Annotated in this window: 9 protein-coding genes; all 9 read left to right on the top strand. The window is 48.5% G+C overall.

The genetic code is table 11. The annotated features are described in order from the left end of the window. Positions 1–2: 2 nt before the first annotated feature. The 9 genes from GC098_RS13210 to GC098_RS13170 all read left to right on the top strand — a co-directional run bounded on the left by GC098_RS13210 (position 3) and on the right by GC098_RS13170 (position 16,011). Positions 3–3,113 carry an MMPL family transporter gene (locus tag GC098_RS13210; RefSeq protein ID WP_171643614.1) on the top strand — a complete coding sequence of 1,037 codons (3,111 nt, stop codon included), beginning with the start codon at positions 3–5 and terminating at the stop codon, positions 3,111–3,113. Positions 3,114–3,885: 772 nt separating this feature from the next. Then, positions 3,886–4,848 carry an ABC transporter permease gene (locus GC098_RS13205; RefSeq protein ID WP_171643613.1) on the top strand — a complete coding sequence of 321 codons (963 nt, stop codon included), beginning with the start codon at positions 3,886–3,888 and terminating at the stop codon, positions 4,846–4,848. Positions 4,849–4,866: 18 nt separating this feature from the next. Beyond that, positions 4,867–5,748 carry a carbohydrate ABC transporter permease gene (locus GC098_RS13200; RefSeq protein ID WP_060645456.1) on the top strand — a complete coding sequence of 294 codons (882 nt, stop codon included), beginning with the start codon at positions 4,867–4,869 and terminating at the stop codon, positions 5,746–5,748. A 153-nt stretch (positions 5,749–5,901) separates the two neighbouring features. Further along, a complete protein-coding gene (locus GC098_RS13195; protein ID WP_171643612.1) occupies positions 5,902–7,485 on the top strand; it encodes an extracellular solute-binding protein in 1,584 nt (527 codons plus the stop codon). A gap of 89 nt (positions 7,486–7,574) precedes the next feature. Then, entirely contained in the window at positions 7,575–8,615 is a 1,041-nt protein-coding gene (locus GC098_RS13190) for a response regulator transcription factor (RefSeq protein WP_057303901.1), read from the top strand. Beyond that, the gene (locus GC098_RS13185; protein WP_171643611.1) at positions 8,612–10,456 is read left to right on the top strand and encodes a cache domain-containing sensor histidine kinase; all 1,845 of its coding nucleotides are present in this window, start codon (positions 8,612–8,614) and stop codon (positions 10,454–10,456) included. The genes GC098_RS13190 and GC098_RS13185 overlap by 4 nt, the downstream gene beginning before the upstream one ends. A 352-nt stretch (positions 10,457–10,808) precedes the next feature. Continuing rightward, positions 10,809–11,576: an SDR family NAD(P)-dependent oxidoreductase gene (locus GC098_RS13180; RefSeq protein WP_171643610.1), complete on the top strand. Its 768-nt coding sequence runs from the start codon at positions 10,809–10,811 to the stop codon at positions 11,574–11,576. Next, entirely contained in the window at positions 11,573–13,666 is a 2,094-nt protein-coding gene (locus GC098_RS13175) for a heparinase II/III domain-containing protein (RefSeq protein WP_171643609.1), read from the top strand. The genes GC098_RS13180 and GC098_RS13175 overlap by 4 nt, the downstream gene beginning before the upstream one ends. Positions 13,667–13,707: 41 nt before the next feature. Further along, complete coding sequence (locus GC098_RS13170; RefSeq protein WP_171643608.1) at positions 13,708–16,011, top strand: DUF4962 domain-containing protein; 2,304 nt, start codon at positions 13,708–13,710, stop codon at positions 16,009–16,011. Positions 16,012–16,884 lie beyond the last annotated feature (873 nt).

The following is a 16,884-nucleotide window of genomic DNA, read 5'->3' as shown; positions in this document are numbered from 1 at the left end:
AGATGAAACAAATTATTAAATGGCGCTGGACAATTGTCGCCTTGTGGCTGGTAGCTACCGTAGTTCTCACGGTTTTTCAACCCGATGTGAATGCTATTTTAGGGCTCAGGGGCCAAGATCCGCTGCCAAAGGACAGTCCGTCCAAGGTCGCTACATCGATTTTGAATAAAATGAATGGGGTTGAGGGGACTAGCGATATCATCGTGTTCCACAACCCGAATAAACTGTCAGACGCCGACATGAAGCAGATCGAGTCAGGTATTACGAGTATGAAGAACCATCAAGCGGAGCTTGGGTTCGATCAATTACTTGATCCATTCTCACTGCCTGACGCGAAGTCCTCGCTTATTTCGGAGGATCAGACGACATTAATGGCGAGCTTTAGTTTGGATAAAAGAGGACGTCATGTCGATGAGATTCAACAGGAGTTTGAGGCTGTTTTGAAAGATGTGAAGGTGGATTACTACCTCTCAGGTGAGGACTTCATTCAGAACGATTACATCAAAGCATCCGAGTCCGGTGTGGCAAAAAGTGCGGCGTTAACGGTTATCTTCATCTTAGCAGTGCTAGTCATTATGTTCCGTTCCGTTGTTATTCCGATTGTCTCGCTGCTTGCTGTGGGTATTTCCTACTTGTGCTCCATGGGAATTGCCGCGCAGCTTATTGATAAGTTTGAGTTTCCAGTGACAAGTGTCACGGAGATGCTGTTAATTTTGATTCTTTTCGGCATTGGAACGGACTATAACATCCTGTTGTTCAATCGGTTTAAAGAAGAATTATCCCACGGTCTGTCTGTGGATGAAGCGATTATTGTGACATATAAAACGGCTGGAAAAACGATCTTTTATAGTATTCTGACCGTATTTATCGCTTTCGCGAGTTTGACATTCTCGGACTTTGGTATTTATAAATCAGGCAATGTGGTGGCTATTGGTACCGCGGTGCTCTTGCTTGAAATTATGACGGTGACTCCTTTCCTCATGAAAGTACTGGGCAGTAAGCTGTATTGGCCTTCCAAGGGTGCAACCGGGCATAAAGAAAGTAAATTTTGGGCTAGCTTGACGGCTATTGCGGTGAAAAGACCGGTGATCACAACGCTGCTTATTCTAATTGTGATGATTCCGATTGCTCTTTCCAACAATCAGAAATTGTCTTTTGACCAGTTGAAAGAGTTAGGGAATGACCATGAATCCACCAAAGGATTCAGCCTTGTAGCGGATCATTTTAGCCGAGGTCAAGCGCTGCCGACTATGGTTGTAATAGAGAATGATAAAGCAATTGATAATAATGACGGATTAGCCGCAATTGATAAGCTAACGGACAAATTGAAGAGTGTTCCGGGCGTGGATAAGGTGTCGAGTGTGACACAGCCGCAGTCGAAGCCAATTGATAGCTTCTATATTTCGACCCAAACGTCGACCGTCGCAGAAGGAATTACAGCTTCGCAGAAAGGCGTTAATCAAATAAAAGATGGTTTGAATTTGATGCAGAGCAAACTGGTGAGTCCAGATTTGTCCGGCTCCGACCAGTTAGTTGATGGAACGGGTAAGGTACAGGATGGCTACAGCCAGATTACTGTTGCGCTTGGGCAAGTATCGAAGGGTATTGCTCAGGGGGCCGACGGAGCTGGGGAGCTAAGCGCGGGCATTGCGAGCTTAAAGGATGGCATGACGCAAGTTGATGCCAATACGTCGAAGATTAGCAGCGGGCTTACGCAGCTGCAGCAGGGTTATAGTGCCTTATCTGACGGTTATAGTCAGATTGAAGGGAAGCTTCCTGGCATTCAACAGGGGTTGACTGGGATGAATGGGCTTATTGGCGGATTGGGTGATAAGTACAGCCAGTTAAAGGCAGATGTCGATTACATGAAGCTGAAGCAAACGGGTGAGGGCTTGGAAACAGGACTCGCCCAGCTGAACGGCGGGTTGAAGGAGCTTGGTGCGAATGCGGCCAAGTTGAATGGCTCTTTCGCTGAGGCTGCTGCGGGACTTACGCAGATTAATGGCGCGCAGGCGCAGCTTGCTGCGGGATTGGCTTCTCTGCAGAGCGGCTCAGAGGCGCTCGCGAAGGGGCTGAAGCAAGGCAGCGCGGGCAGCCAAGAGATCGCCGCGAACATGGCGAAGCTGAATGACGCGCTGGGCAGCGTCAAGGACGGGCAGCAGAAGCTGAACGAGGGCTTGTCGGGCTTGGCTGGCGGGATGAGCCAGCTGAAGGACGGCCTCGGGCAAAGCGGCAACGGACTTGGCGATGTGTCCGAAGGGCTCGGCAAAACGAGCCAGTTCCTGACGCAGCTGAACAGCTCGAAAACGTTTTTCATTCCGAAAGAAGCTTTAACGAGCGCGGATTTCGGAAAATCGTTGGACAGCTTCATGTCCAAAGACCGCAAGAGTACAAAACTCATCGTCATTCTGAAGGATGATCCATACTCATCAGCGGCTATGGACACCATTGAGGGGATTAACGCTGAGTTAGCGTCTAGTTTGAAAGGCACGGTGCTGGAAAAAGCGAAAGTCGGTGCCGCGGGACCAAGTTCAACGACCTATGACACGAACAAAGCACAGCTGAAATCGTTCAACAGCACGGCGATCATCGTGATTATTGGCGTATTTATTGTCCTGTTATTCGTGATACGCGCCTTCTGGCCAGCGGTATATATCATCGTGTCCTTAGTGATTTCCTACTATGTAGCCATGACCGCTACCAATATCGTTACAGATAAAATCATTGGTGCAGACGGTGTTTCGTCTTTCGTACCGTTCTTCTCCTTCATCATCATCATCGCAGTCGGTGTCGACTACAGCATCTTCCTGATGATGCGATATAAAGAGCTGGGCGAATTATCGCCGTCTAAGGCGATTGTTCAGGCCGCTAAGCACATCGGCGGCGTGGTGATCTCGGCTATGGTCATCCTCGGCGGTACCTTCGCGACGTTGGTTCCATCAGGTCTAGTTCTGCTGATTGAGCTAGCCGTTGCCGTGATCGTTGGGCTCGTTGTACTTTGCTTTATTTTGCTGCCGATGCTGCTGCCGGCTTTGCTCGCTATGCCTGAGGCACTGCGGATGAAGCGCAAGTCTGCGGCTAGGCAAGTGTCCACGGAGAGTAGAACCGCGTGAGCATGAAGTGAATGGATTGATTGGGCGCCCCCACATTTGTGGGTGGCGTTTTTTTTGTCGTGTTGTGAATGTGGTGGCTTTAACGATGAAAATCATCGTTAAAGTGATTTTGTTGAGCAGTAGCCCGACTTTAGTGATGAAAAACACGCTTACGAGCAGAGATATATACTTAAAGGCAGAGTAGATTCGACAATAACGATGAAATTCATCGTTAAAGTGAAGTTATTGAGCAACAGCCCAACTTTAGCGATGAAAAACATTCTTACGAGCAGAAGAACTCACTCAAGAGCCAAGAAGCATGAAAGGGGAGCTGGACGTGTTGGGAGTTGGAGGGAATTTGGATATTTGGAAGCAGGCCCTGACTGAGCACGAAAACCGAACTACATGCATTTTGTGCATCAAAATTAAGCGATGAATGTCTGTTGGAGGGTTCTGTATGCAAAATGTGCAGCTAATTTCTCCCAAAAGCGTTCAAACTCATGATTTCTGGGAAATTTGATGTAGGAAACGCAGCTAATTCATAGGAAATGCGTAGCTGAAGCGAAATTAGCTGCATGATTTACATTAGAAGGTGTGCGATATCTATGTCGCGCACCTTCGCATTCCTTCGCTCACCCATGCACCTCCCACACGTCCAGCACAAGCCGCAACGCGGCACTTCCCCCACCTAAAAAAAACACAAGTGAGTGAAAAGACAATCCATTGTTGCAAGCGCTTTAGCAGGGTACGATGTAGGTATAACATCAGCGAAGAATAGTGAGGGGGGCCAAGAATGGCGGTCAACGCACAAGCCGTAAAAAAGATGAATCAGCGCTCGCAGGTACGTAAAGGTAGATCCTTTCTGCGAACGTTCTGGAAGTATAAGGCGTTGTATTTAATATCGCTGCCGGGGATTTTGTATTTTATTATTTTCAAGTATGTACCATTGTTAGGTTCAGTCATTGCTTTTCAAGATTACAACATTTTTGATGGCTTCACGGGAAGTGAATGGGTTGGGTTCGAACATTTCATTCGGATGTTTGCCCACTATGATTTCCTCAAGATTTTGAAGAATACGATTCTGATCGGCATTTACGATTTGGTACTGGCTTTTCCAGCGCCTATCATACTCGCCTTGCTGCTTAATGAGCTGCGCGTTGTAGTGTACAAGCGGTTACTTCAAACCGTTGTTTACATGCCTCACTTCTTATCGTGGGTTATTGTGAGCGGGATTGCGATTGGTATTCTTTCTCCTTCAACGGGGGCTTTGAACCATCTCATCACTTGGCTAGGTTTCGAGCCGATTTATTTCATGGGTGAAGAGTCATGGATTCGTACAGTGCTCATTTCATCGGGGATTTGGCGTGATTCCGGCTACGGTACGATCATTTATTTGGCCGCACTGGCAGGAATTAATCCGGATCTATATGAAGCTTCTGAGGTGGATGGCGCGAACCGCTGGAGACAAACTATTTCAATTACGCTCCCGTCGCTTCTACCAACCATTATGATTTTGTTCCTCCTTCATATCGGTAAATTTTTGGACTTTGGCTTCGAACGTGTTTACGTGTTCCTGAACCCGTTAAATAAGGAAAATGGTGAAATTTTAGACACGTATATCTACACCGCGGGGTTGTTAGGTCAGCAGTTTAGCTATACGACGGCAATCGGACTTTTCAAAGCATTAGTTGGTGTGATTTTTATTGTTACTGGCAATATTTTAAGCAAAAAAACAACGGGTGAAAGCTTGTACTAAGACGGAGGTGAACGCTTTATGAATCGCAAGCCGACAGCCGGCTGGCAAGTTTTTAACATCTTTAATGTGCTATTTCTGACTCTTCTATCGCTAGCGATGCTCCTGCCGTTCTTAAACGTGCTGGCCCAATCGTTCAGTTCTTCGGAAGCCATTGTGAATGGGAAGGTACTATTCCTACCTGTTCAATTTACATCAATCAACTATCAATATGTGTTTAGCGATGCGGCAATCTGGCGTTCCTTCGGAGTGACCGTGTATATTACAGTAGTGGGTACACTGATCAATCTCATCGCCACGGCATCACTTGCATATCCGGTATCTCGACCAGAGTATGCTGGCCGTAATGTTGTCGTTATTATGGTTCTCATTACGATGGTTTTTACAGCTCCACTGATTCCAAACTTTATTTTGATGAAAAATTTACACCTGACGAATTCGCTTTGGGCTTTATTGCTTCCAGGTGCAATCAGTGCCTTCAATTTTTTCATTATGCGGTCCTTTTTCTTGCAAATTCCGAGTGAGCTGATTGATTCCGGACGTATCGACGGCTGCTCCGAGCTTCGCATGATCTGGAATATTATTCTGCCTTTGTCCAAACCGGTGATGGCCTCTTTAGGGATCTTTTATGCGGTGGGTCACTGGAATACGTACCAAAGCGCGCTGTACTACATTAACAAGCCTGCCTTATGGCCACTTCAGGTAAAGCTCCGTCAATTGATTGTATCTGAGGATATCAGTATTGATCCGAACGCTTCCCAATTCAGCGGACTTGCTCATATGGATCCGGAAGGCATCAAAATGGCGACCATTATTATTGCGACGATCCCCATTATTCTTATCTATCCGTTCTTGCAGCGCCATTTTGTCAAAGGAATGATGGTGGGTTCTGTAAAATCTTAAGGAAATAGTTCTGCATGAAATCAACAAATTTTACAGCATTCTAAAAAAAAGACAAATCGAACTAAAGACATTCCATATCGGCAATTTGTAAACGCTTTTACAATGAAGGTGTGAATGCGTTCATATCTTAGTGAAATGAAAAGAGGGGTAGAAATGAAAAAATGGATTCCCACCACGATGGCAGCCGTAATGATGGCCAGTTTGCTGGTTGCTTGCTCTTCTAAACCCGCTGAACAACCGGCGTCAAGCGCTGCGGCTGGCACGTCAAACGCAAAGCCTGCTGAAAAAACGAAATTCTCCATCTCCTTGCGTACACTCGCATTCGGACATGTAGAGAAGTCGCCTGATATTAATCAAGACAAATGGGTGAAAAAGTTAGAAGAGATGACGAACTCCGATATGAATATCGTACTTGTTCCTCACAAAGAATATGAGCAGAAAATGATTCAGATGTTTGCAACCAATGACATTCCTGACGTTGTACAGGGCAGTGGTGGTGTGAATGGTAAAGAAATGGCTGGTTCCGTAAAAGCGGGTGTGTTCACGCCTCTTGATGAATTGCTGAAGAAGTATGGACCGAATCTGCTGAAAAAAGTGCCGAAAGACGCTTGGGATAACGTAACTTATCAAGGTAAAATTTTCGCCATTCCGGAATACTTGTCCAACCCGTCCCGTCGCTCTATCTTCGTTCGCAAAGATTTGCTTGATAAAGCAGGCCTAGGAGTTCCTAAAACGGTTGACGAGTACATGGCAGTACTACGCAAGTTCAAAGAAATGGGCGTTGAGAACCCGTACATGGGTCGTGAAAACTTCAAGTACGCAGACTCCTTCTTCGGTGCTTATGACGTATTTCCTTACTTATCCATGTTCGAGAAATCAGGCGATCAAGTTCTGCCTAAATTCTTCGACACAGAGAATATGACGAAAGCGCTGCAAACGTACAAAACGATGTTTGATGAAGGCTTGATCAATAAAGAGTTCGCAACGATCAACGCTACAGTGTTCAAAAACACCATCCTTGCGGGTAAAGCAGGTATGTGGTCCATGAACGCGAATGAATTGCTGCAATGGGAAACACAGCTGAAAACAACGGTCCCAACGGGCGATATCGAGATCATCGCATCCCCGACAGGACCAGATGGCAAAGGCGGTCACTACTTATACGGACCTGCGCCGCGTGCTTACTTTATCAATAAAAATGCTAAAAATGCTGCGCAAATTATCCAGTTCTTCGATTGGATGATGTCGGATGAGGCAGAGAAATACTTTACATTCGGTATTGAAGGTGACACGTACAAAACGGTGGATGGCAAAATCGACTACAAAGCTCCAACAGATACAGCGGGTGTCGATGAAGAGCGTTACCGTCAATCCTTCTTGTGGCTTGTCCAAGATACGACTTATAATAAAGGGACACTTAGCTTGACAGAAGAAGGTAAGAAATTAATGAATGTCTATGATACAACGTTAAAAAATGAAGGGCGCGACGGTATCAGCTTCGAGCCACGTCTTGAATCTTTAATGAAAAATCCTGATATTTCGCCGCTTTCCGACCAAGCACCTCCAGTCATTCTCCAGCACATGGTGAAGATGGTGTACGGCAAAGAGCCGATCTCCGATTGGCCGAAAGTATTGGAAGAGTGGAAATCCAAAGGCGGTAACGAAGTAATCAAGGAAGCAACAGAGAAATTCAATAGTAAAGATTCCGGTACGACCGTGTCGATGCCGCGTAAATAAGCTCATCTGCTGAGCATGACCGCCTCCTCACGTGCCCGCCAGCCCGTGGGGAGCGTGCATTTCATAAGGGTTTGAAAGGAGCATTCCTCATGTACCGCATACTCATTGTCGATGACGAACCGATGATACGCAAAGGCTTACAAAAACTCGTTGAACAATCGGAGCTCCCAATCGAAAGCCTGCGAACGGCTGAGAATGGCGTTGTCGCGCTGCAGCGGATTCAAGAGGAACGACCTGACTTCCTGTTCACCGATATTCGGATGCCTAAGATGGATGGGCTGGAACTATGTGCTCGTGTTGCAGAAATGGATGCGGACATACAAGTTGTGGTCATTTCCGGCTATGGTGATTTCGAATATGCGCAGAAATGCGTGTCTTATGGGGTGAAAGAGTACTTACTGAAGCCCGTTAATATTAAGGGATTTCAGCATGTGTTAGAGAAGCTAATTCGTAACCAAAGTAAAGTAAGCTCCGAATCCTTCGTTGCTGTAACGAAGTTGGAGCAGTGGGCCGGTCGCATGGAGCAAGCCGTGTGGATGCTGCAGCAGGCGGAATTAAACGGCGTCGTTGAGGAAATTCAGGCCGAGCTGAAGGCCAATAAGCTCAAGCTCAACCGGGTTAGCGATATTTTGCAAGAGATCCACACCCTCCTGCACCAAAGGTTAAATGTGAGGGATGTATATTTCATGCAGGGTGAGCTTGATTTAACCGGTGCTGTGAGCGAAGAGGAAGCGTGGCTTCGATTCACGACCGCGATCAGTGGGTATCTGGATGAGCTTCGAATCAAACGCAAAGGCAAGCTTAAGGACCCTGTTGAGGAAGCCAAGCACTATATAGAGACGCATCTCGCTGAGGAAGTATCTTTAGAAGAGGTGGCTGACTTTATCGGGCTTAATCCTTCTTATTTCAGCCAACTGTTTAAGCAAAGTACGGCAGAAACGTTCGTGCAGTACCGCACGCGCAGACGCATGGAGAAGGCGAAGAAGCTGCTCCAACAGCCGCAGTGGCGAATTACCGATATCTCGGGTGAGGTCGGTTACGCCGATCATCCCCATTTTACAAAAACATTTAAGAAATACGAGGGCTGCCTTCCTTCTGAATATCGACAACAAATGGGTATCCGTTCATGAAAAGAAAGACGCTGTCAGGTCAAATTTATACGTACTTTCTCATTGTGATCGTGCTGTCACTTTTGTCCGTAGGCGCTGTATCCTATTGGCAATCATCACGGGCGTTAGACGACCAAGTGAAGCAGTATATGGAGCAAATGGTCGACAGTGCAAACTATCAGACGGATAGTTATTTGCAGGCTTACGAGCTGCTTAGCAATGCCTTTTCGTCCAACTCCGATGTGCGCGCTTTCATGGAAATTAAGCCAGATGACGCGTATGAGTATTATGTGTATTCGGATAAAATCAAGAAATTTTCGGAATCTTCCGTTCAGTCCGTTGTCACCTTGTACAAACAGTTGAACATGATTTATGTCGTCGGCCAGCATGGGCGTTCCTTCATTTATGAAAACCAAAATCTGCTGAACTTCGATCCCGTGCTCGTACAAGAACAATTCAATAACCTTATGAAAATTGCGGGTGACGGAAAGATTGCGCTGCTGAATATGAGCATACGTCCAATTGATCAAGGAACTGTCGTGACGATGGCTCGTAAAGTCAGAGGACCTTCTTATGGCGATGAGAATCGCGGGGTTGTTGCCATTGAAATCAAGCTAGCGGAATTGGCGAAAACGTGGGATCGTGTCAGCTTGGGTAAAGAAGGCTTTTTCTTTATCGTCGATGATACCGGGAACTATATTTACCCGCCTTCCATGGGGCAGCGTAAGCCAAAAGATGAACTAGCTTCGCTCGTTTTGGCGAGTGGCAATCAGACATTCCTCCATAAATACAATGGGGAAGAACGTATGTTTGTATCGAGGAAATCCGGTTACTCAGATTGGAATCTTGTCGCATCGATGCCAGTTGAAGAACTGCGCCGCCCAGCCGATACGATTCGAACGACGACCATCATCGTTGGTCTGGTTACATTGGCTATCGCATTATGGCTAGCATACCGTTTCGGTAGGTCTATTATTGCCCCCATACGAGGGCTGAAAGACAGCATGCGGGAAACAGAAAAAGGAAACTGGCAGTACATCGACGAGATTGGTCGAACGGATGAGATCGGCGGACTTATTCACAGCTACAATCTAATGGTGACGCGTCTCTCCGATATGATCAAACGGGTGTATGAGGCCGAGCTGGAGCAGCAGAAGAACCAGCTTGAGCTAGGTGAGACGAAGCTTGAACGGCAGCGGGCAGAATTTCAGTCCTTGCAGCTGCAGATCAATCCGCATTTTTTATATAACACGTTGGAAACGATCAATTGTTATGCAATAGTTCAGGATTCCAGTGAAATTACAGAGATGGTAGAAGCAATGGCTTTCATGCTCCGCTACTCGGTGCAGACGAATTTGGAAGAAATTACGGTTGCGAATGAACTGAATCATGTACGCAATTATATGATTGTTTTGCAGCACCGAACTGGAAAAGAGTTTGAAATAGATGTCGCGATCCCGCCAAGCTTGCTGTTGGAGAAGATGGTTCGGTTGACTTTGCAGCCGCTCATCGAAAATATATTCCAGCATGCATTCCCAGATGGTGTGGAACCACATCATTTCATACGCATCGATGCCCGCAAAGAAGGCGGATTGTTCCAAGTGTTCATCGAGGACAATGGCACAGGCATCCAGCCGGGGAGGCTCGCCGAGCTGCGCACGAAGCTGGAAGAAAACCGTTTGGCGGAGCCGGAAGAGACAGGCGAGTCACAAGGTGGCGGCATTGGACTCATGAACGTCCACCGTCGGATCCAGATGGTGTTTGGCGTGGCCTACGGACTGTCTATTGAGAGTGAGTGGGGACGAGGGACCCGACTGACGATGACAATGCCGGAGACGGTGAGGCCTCGGTTGCGTGGGTGAGATTGAGCGGAACTCAGGGACAGCCATTGGACTCCAGTGCCAAGTAGAGAATAGCAGTCTCTAAAGACTCTAATCTGAGCAATATTGGCTGAAGTGTGGAGAATAGAAGCTGCTAGAGACTCTTATCTCTCTGTAATTTCTTGAAATTACTTATTAACGAACGAATAACAGTCTCTAAAGACTCTAATCTGAGCAATATTAGCTGAAGAGTGGAAAATAGAAGCTGCTAGAGACCCTTATTACTCTGCAGATTCGCTAAATTGCCTAATTCAGAGTGAGTTTATCAAGGATAGCTAGTTTTAATTAGGAGCATGGAGAAGCGGTAAACCACACATACATGGGAGGAATTTATATGAATATCGATTTGACGGGGAAAATTGCACTGGTGACAGGATCTAATGCGGGAATTGGACGCGCAATTGCACTAGCTCTGGCTAGCAATGGGGCAAAGGTTGGTGTGAACTGCTTGAATAACGTTGCACAAGGTCAGGAAGTTGTAGCAGCCATTCAAGCGGCAGGCGGCGAGGCCGTATTGGTACAGGCGGATGTGACGAATTTGGAGCAAATCGACAGACTCGTTAGTGAAGTTGAGCAAGCTTTGGGTGGGACGATTGATATTCTCGTGAACAATGCAGGCCATCTCGTTCAGCGTGTGGCGAATTCTGAAATGTTCGAAGAGATGTACAATCGAATTATGGATGTAAATTTAAAGAGTACCGTGTTCATGTCCAAAAGAGTGCTTGCCGGCATGAAAGCGAAGGGCTACGGCCGTATCGTGAATATGACATCGGTTGCTGCGCATAACGGCGGCGGACCTGGTTCCAGCATATATGCAGCTAGTAAAGCAGCTGTACAAACATTCTCCAAGGGATTAGCCAAGGAAGTAGCGGCAAGTGGAATTACTGTCAATAACGTCTCCCCTGGCTTTATCGGAAATACCATGTTCCACGCGACATTCACGACGGACACCGCACGCCAAGCAACTGTGAATGGCATTCCGCTGCAGCGTGAAGGAACACCGGATGATGTAGCAGGCGCCGTGCTTTACCTTGCTTCCGAACTAGCTGCCTACGTAACGGGTGAAACGATCGAAATCAACGGCGGGATGATGATGCGATGAGTACCGCGCTGAGGCTAGGCGAAAAGCTGGAAAAACTGACTTGGGCAGGCCGTACAGCACACATATTGAAAGAGGAAATTGATGGGCTGCTGCAAGCAGGCAGCCTTTTCATTCCTAAGGAACCTGGGGGTTGGTGGCACCAGTATGTCTGTCCACACCATCACACCGAACTGATGTTCGATTCGGTGCAGGTGGATGCGTCCGAATTTCTATGTCCGCACGGCTGCATAATTGAGGGCGAAGCTTACCGAGGTGCTTGGCTCGTGTTCAAGCACCAATCACTTGCGCGGGTGGCTTTGCAGTCAGCGGCCGTTTATGCAGCGCTGGGTGAAAAGTCGTACGCGCAGATTAGCAAAAGGCTGCTCGTAGAGTACGCAGAGCAGTTTCCGCTCTACCCCGTGCATCCGGAAGCTCAGAGCTGGATGCTGAAGGGGCGGGCTTTTCACCAGGCGCTGACTGAAGCGATCTGGTCCACGACTTTGATTCGCGCTTACTTGTTATTGCGCGATGAGGGTGTTGTTTTCGAGGCGAAGGAGCAGGTGACAATTGACGCCTTCCTGGGTTTGCTCGCTGGTAGTATGGAAGAATACCGGCACATCCTGATACATGAGCGGAACAATGCGGAGAACAACTACACCGCTTGGCTGAACGCGTCATTATCTTGTGTATACGCTGCTCGCGGAGAGCAAACGGCGCTGGAAGCTCTCATTGAAGGGCAAGGTGGCTTCAAGCATCACTTATCGATCGGCGTGAAGGCCGATCAGCTGGAGTTCGAAGGAAGCACGTACTACCACGTATTCGTGCTCCGAGCGTACTTAATTTCTGCAGAGATGGCGCAGCGATTCGGCATTGATCTCTACGCTGTGACAGGCGCAGATGGTCAATCTATGCGCGGCATGCTCGAGGCGCTGGCCGATCTAGCCGACGACCAGGGCGCATTGCCCGCCCTGCATGACGGGCCGCTGGCGCGGGACCCTTACGCCCGCGAGATCGCCGAGATCGCTGAGCAGGGGCTCGCGATCTACGGCATCGCCGGGCTCGCGCCGGTCCTGCGCGAAGCGTACCGGCAGCTAGGCGCTGCCGGCGGCGAGCAGCTCGAGGCGCTGCTCTACGGCGCTGGCGAGGCCGCTGACCGCGCGCCTACCCTAGAGCCGCGTGGGTCGCGGCTCTGGCCGGACGCCGGCTTCGTCATCGGCCGCGCAGCAGGGAACCCGCTGTCGTTCCTCGCCGATTTCGGCGAGCACGGCGGGTCCCACGGCCATTACGACAAGCTGCATCTGACCTTGATGCACACGGACCAAACCCTGACGCCCGATTTCGGGATGGTGCCTTACGGCTCGCCCATGCGGAAATCGTGGTTTGCCGAAACCGCCAGCCACAATACCGTGTCGCTGGATGGCCGGTCCCAAGCGCCGCATGAAGGGCGCTTCGTCCGCTATGAGGCCAACGATTCGACCGTGTACGTTTGGCTTCAATCAACAGAAGCCTACGAAGGGTGCACGTTGAATCGCCATTTACTGCTTACGGGCGAGTGGCTGCTCGATTGGTTCCAAGTCGAGCTCGCAGGCGAAGAGCCGAAGAGCATCGAGTGGTGGATGCATCCTGCTGTTCAAACGCATGCAGAGCAGTTGCGCAATCGCGATGAAGTTTACAAACTTCGCATTGAACAGAAGGATGCTGCTTCCGATGCCACCAAGGTCTCTGAGCAAGATCTGCCGATCATCGGCCAGTTCGTGCCAAGAGATTCCGTCGACGCAAGTGGTTCGGCTCAATTACATGTATCTTTTGACCTTGGCTCTGATCCTAACGGCTCCGCCGCGACCGTGTACCATACGGCGCTTGTGCAGCCGGGCGATGAGCTTCTCGCTGTACGGACACCGGGCGACTCCGTTGATCCGAGTCAGTCGCTTACAGCGATGCTTCACCGTCGCAATGACCGCAAGGCTGACTTTATTCATGTGTATCGTGCAGGCAGCCGTGCTGAACTCAATCGCATTTCCGCACAGGAAATTTCCATTACTGTTCCGGGACAAACAAACAGCTCACAACGCATTCAATTAACAGCAGATAAAGGCTTGCTTTTTATATAAGACAATTTCCAATAGAGAACCCACCCGGGAGGAGAATGGATATGACTTCATTGTCGCCATTATACGAACCGCAGAGCGGCGTTTTAACTGTACAATACGAACCGAATGAGTTGACCGTACTGCTGGAAAACCCACCTCGTTTCACTTGGATTCCTGCACAATTGGAGCATGATCGCTATGTACTGCAAATCTCGCATTCTGAGGCCTTCTCTCAGGCTGACACACAAACGATAAAGCCTATTCCATATAACTTATATACACCGGATGATGCGCTAACCCCAGGTACATATTTCTGGCGGTACGCACTTCTTCAGGAAGATGGTTCCCAAACCGTCTGGAGCCTCGTTCGACGCTTCGAGGTGTCAGCCGATTTACCGGAGACGCCACTGCCTAGCAGAGAACGCCGATATGCGGAAGCATCTTCCCAGCACCCTAGATTGTGGCTGCAATCCTCTGAGCTTGACGACTTCCGCAGTAGGCTAGCAACAGATCTGGCTTATTGCGGGTTTGATATCTTTTACGAGAAATCCGTTAAACCTTGGATTGAGCGTGAGCTGATTGCAGAGCCGCTGCCATATCCGGGCAATAAGCGCGTAGCTAAGCTATGGCGACAAATGTACATGGATACCCAAGAAGCGCTCTATGCGGTTCGTCATCTCGTGGTGGCGGGTACGATTCTGAATGACGAAACACTGCTTAATCGCGCGAAAACGTGGCTGCTCCATCTGTGCAGCTGGGACGTGAACGGTACAACAAGCCGTGACTATAACGACGAAGCCTCCTTCCGTATGGCTGGAGCTATCGCCTGGGGCTATGACTGGCTTTATGCTCGGTTAACAGAGGATGAGCGTAAGCAGGTGCGGCAAGTTCTGCTCGCCCGTACGCGTCAAATCGCCCAGCATGTTATCGAGCATTCCAAGATTCATCATGTGCCGTTCGATAGTCATGCGGTGCGTTCGTTATCCAGTGTATTGGTCCCGTGCTGCATCGCGCTCTTGAATGAGGAGCCGGAAGTTCGCGAATGGCTCGATTATACCCTTGAATACTATGCGTGCTTATATTCGCCTTGGGGCGGACCGGATGGAGGCTGGGCGGAAGGTCCGATGTATTGGACGACCGGCATGGCTTTTGTCACGGAAGCGATGAATTTGCTGAAAAAATATACAGGCATTAACTTCTATAAAAGACCGTTTTTCACGAAAACAGGCGATTTCCCGCTCTACGCATTCAGCCCGGATACTCTTCGCGCAAGCTTCGGTGACCAATCGACCCTTGGTGATCCGGTTAGCTTGAAGACTGGCTTTAACATCCGTCAGTTCGCCGGTGTGACCGGTAATGGTCTGTACCAGTGGTATTTTGAGCGGGTCCGTGAAACGGATACCGATTCGGAAATGAAATTTTACAACTATGGTTGGTGGGATTTCCGCTTCGACGAAATGGTCTACCGTCATGATTATCCGCAAGTGGAAGCTATCGCTCCAACCGATGCGAATATCGAGCCGGTCAAATGGTTCCGCGACATCGGCTGGGTGGCGTTTCACTCGCAAATGGCCGATCCGGAGCGCCATATCATGCTGCTGACGAAGAGCAGCAAATACGGCTCCGTCAGCCATAGTCATGGCGACCAGAACGGCTTCCTGCTGCATGCTTACGGGGAACCGCTTGCCATTGAAAGCGGCTATTACGTGGCATTCAGCAGCACAATGCATATGAACTGGCGTAGACAGACGCGCTCGACGAACAATATTTTGATTGACGGTTTGGGTCAATATGCCGAGAAGAATAAAGTGCTGAACATGGCGGCTAATGGGTTCGTCGAAGTTGCCGAGCAGGGCAAAGGCTACGGTTATTCCCGTAGCAACGCAACCGCAGCATACAAGGAGTACGTTCCTTATTTGGAGCGTTACGTACGCGAACTCTACTTCTTCGGCACGTATGTTGTCGTCGTCGACCATATCGACCTGTCGCAGACAGGCTCTATTGACTGGCTGTTCCAGACGCTGTATGAAATGAAGCTGAACGGACAGACTTTCAAAGTCCAAGGCCGCAAGGCAGATATGGACGGCCGTTTCGTCTATTGCTCATCCGGTGAGCTGGAGCTGACGCAGCATCAAGGCTTTACGGATGTGGATCCGTCTGAAATTGAGGGATTGCCGCTGCATTGGCATCTGAAGGCAACGACCAAGCCGGCGCGCAGCCACCGCATTGCAACACTCCTTGTGCCGATCAAGCACGGCGAGCCGAAATACGTGTCCTATTTCATGGATGATCAAGGCTTCGACACACATATTTATTTCACCGAAGACGGTGTAACACATAGAGTCGAGGTTCCGAAGGCCTACTAGTTTTTACAAGCTGCACTCATAATTTATCTTTAAAGATCGATCTCATATTCGCTAAACTAGCGAGAGAGGTTGATTTTTTTTGCTGTATAGGAAGCTGTTTTTTTTTTATATAGAAAACTGATTGTTATTGTATGGGTAGCTTATAGGTTCTAGGAGTGTGAATAAGTGTCTATTTGGTTTAGGATGCCGAATGAATTAATCGAGGGTTCGAAATAGCAACTGAATGCTTTGGTATTAGATGAATTAGATCATTTTATCGAAATAAAGGAGCTAACAGTAGAGGCTGACGACTGCAAGTTGTACAGCGTACAACATTTTCCTGGGTATTATCTCTTTTTACTAGAAATGTTGTACTTCATACAACAACTTGGCCGCATTTCACCCTAAATTGGACTCTTTTAAGCGAAACTGTTGTATTTTCTGCAACATTCGCCTCAAAAACGCCATTTATCCTCATTATTGTTGTACAAAATACAACTTGGGTCGCTCCCGCCAGTCGCTATCAACCAGTCATTCCTGCCTTTCGATTCCACTCCGTCACTCCCACCTGTCGGTTCCCGCCAGTCACTCCCATCTGCTCACTCTCACCAATCGCTTCCACCAGTCACTCCAACCAGTCATTCCCATCTACACTCCAACTTGTCACTTCGCCCCGTCACTTCGCTCTATTACTCCCACCAATCACTCCCATCAGTCATTCACCCCCATTCCCAACATAAACCTATAAAAATCAAACATCATACCTATAGTTCCCACATTGTAAGGGTTACCAATTTCGAGCGATAATAAGGACATCAAGAACAACCAACCAAACGAGGGGGATTCACATTGGTAACTAAATATAAAGCACTAAGCGTTGTTGCAGCTAGCTTG

This window comes from Paenibacillus phytorum (assembly GCF_013141715.1).
GTDB classification, from domain to species: Bacteria; Bacillota; Bacilli; order Paenibacillales; family NBRC-103111; genus Paenibacillus_E; species Paenibacillus_E phytorum.
This window is presented reverse-complemented; position numbering and strand designations above follow the sequence as displayed.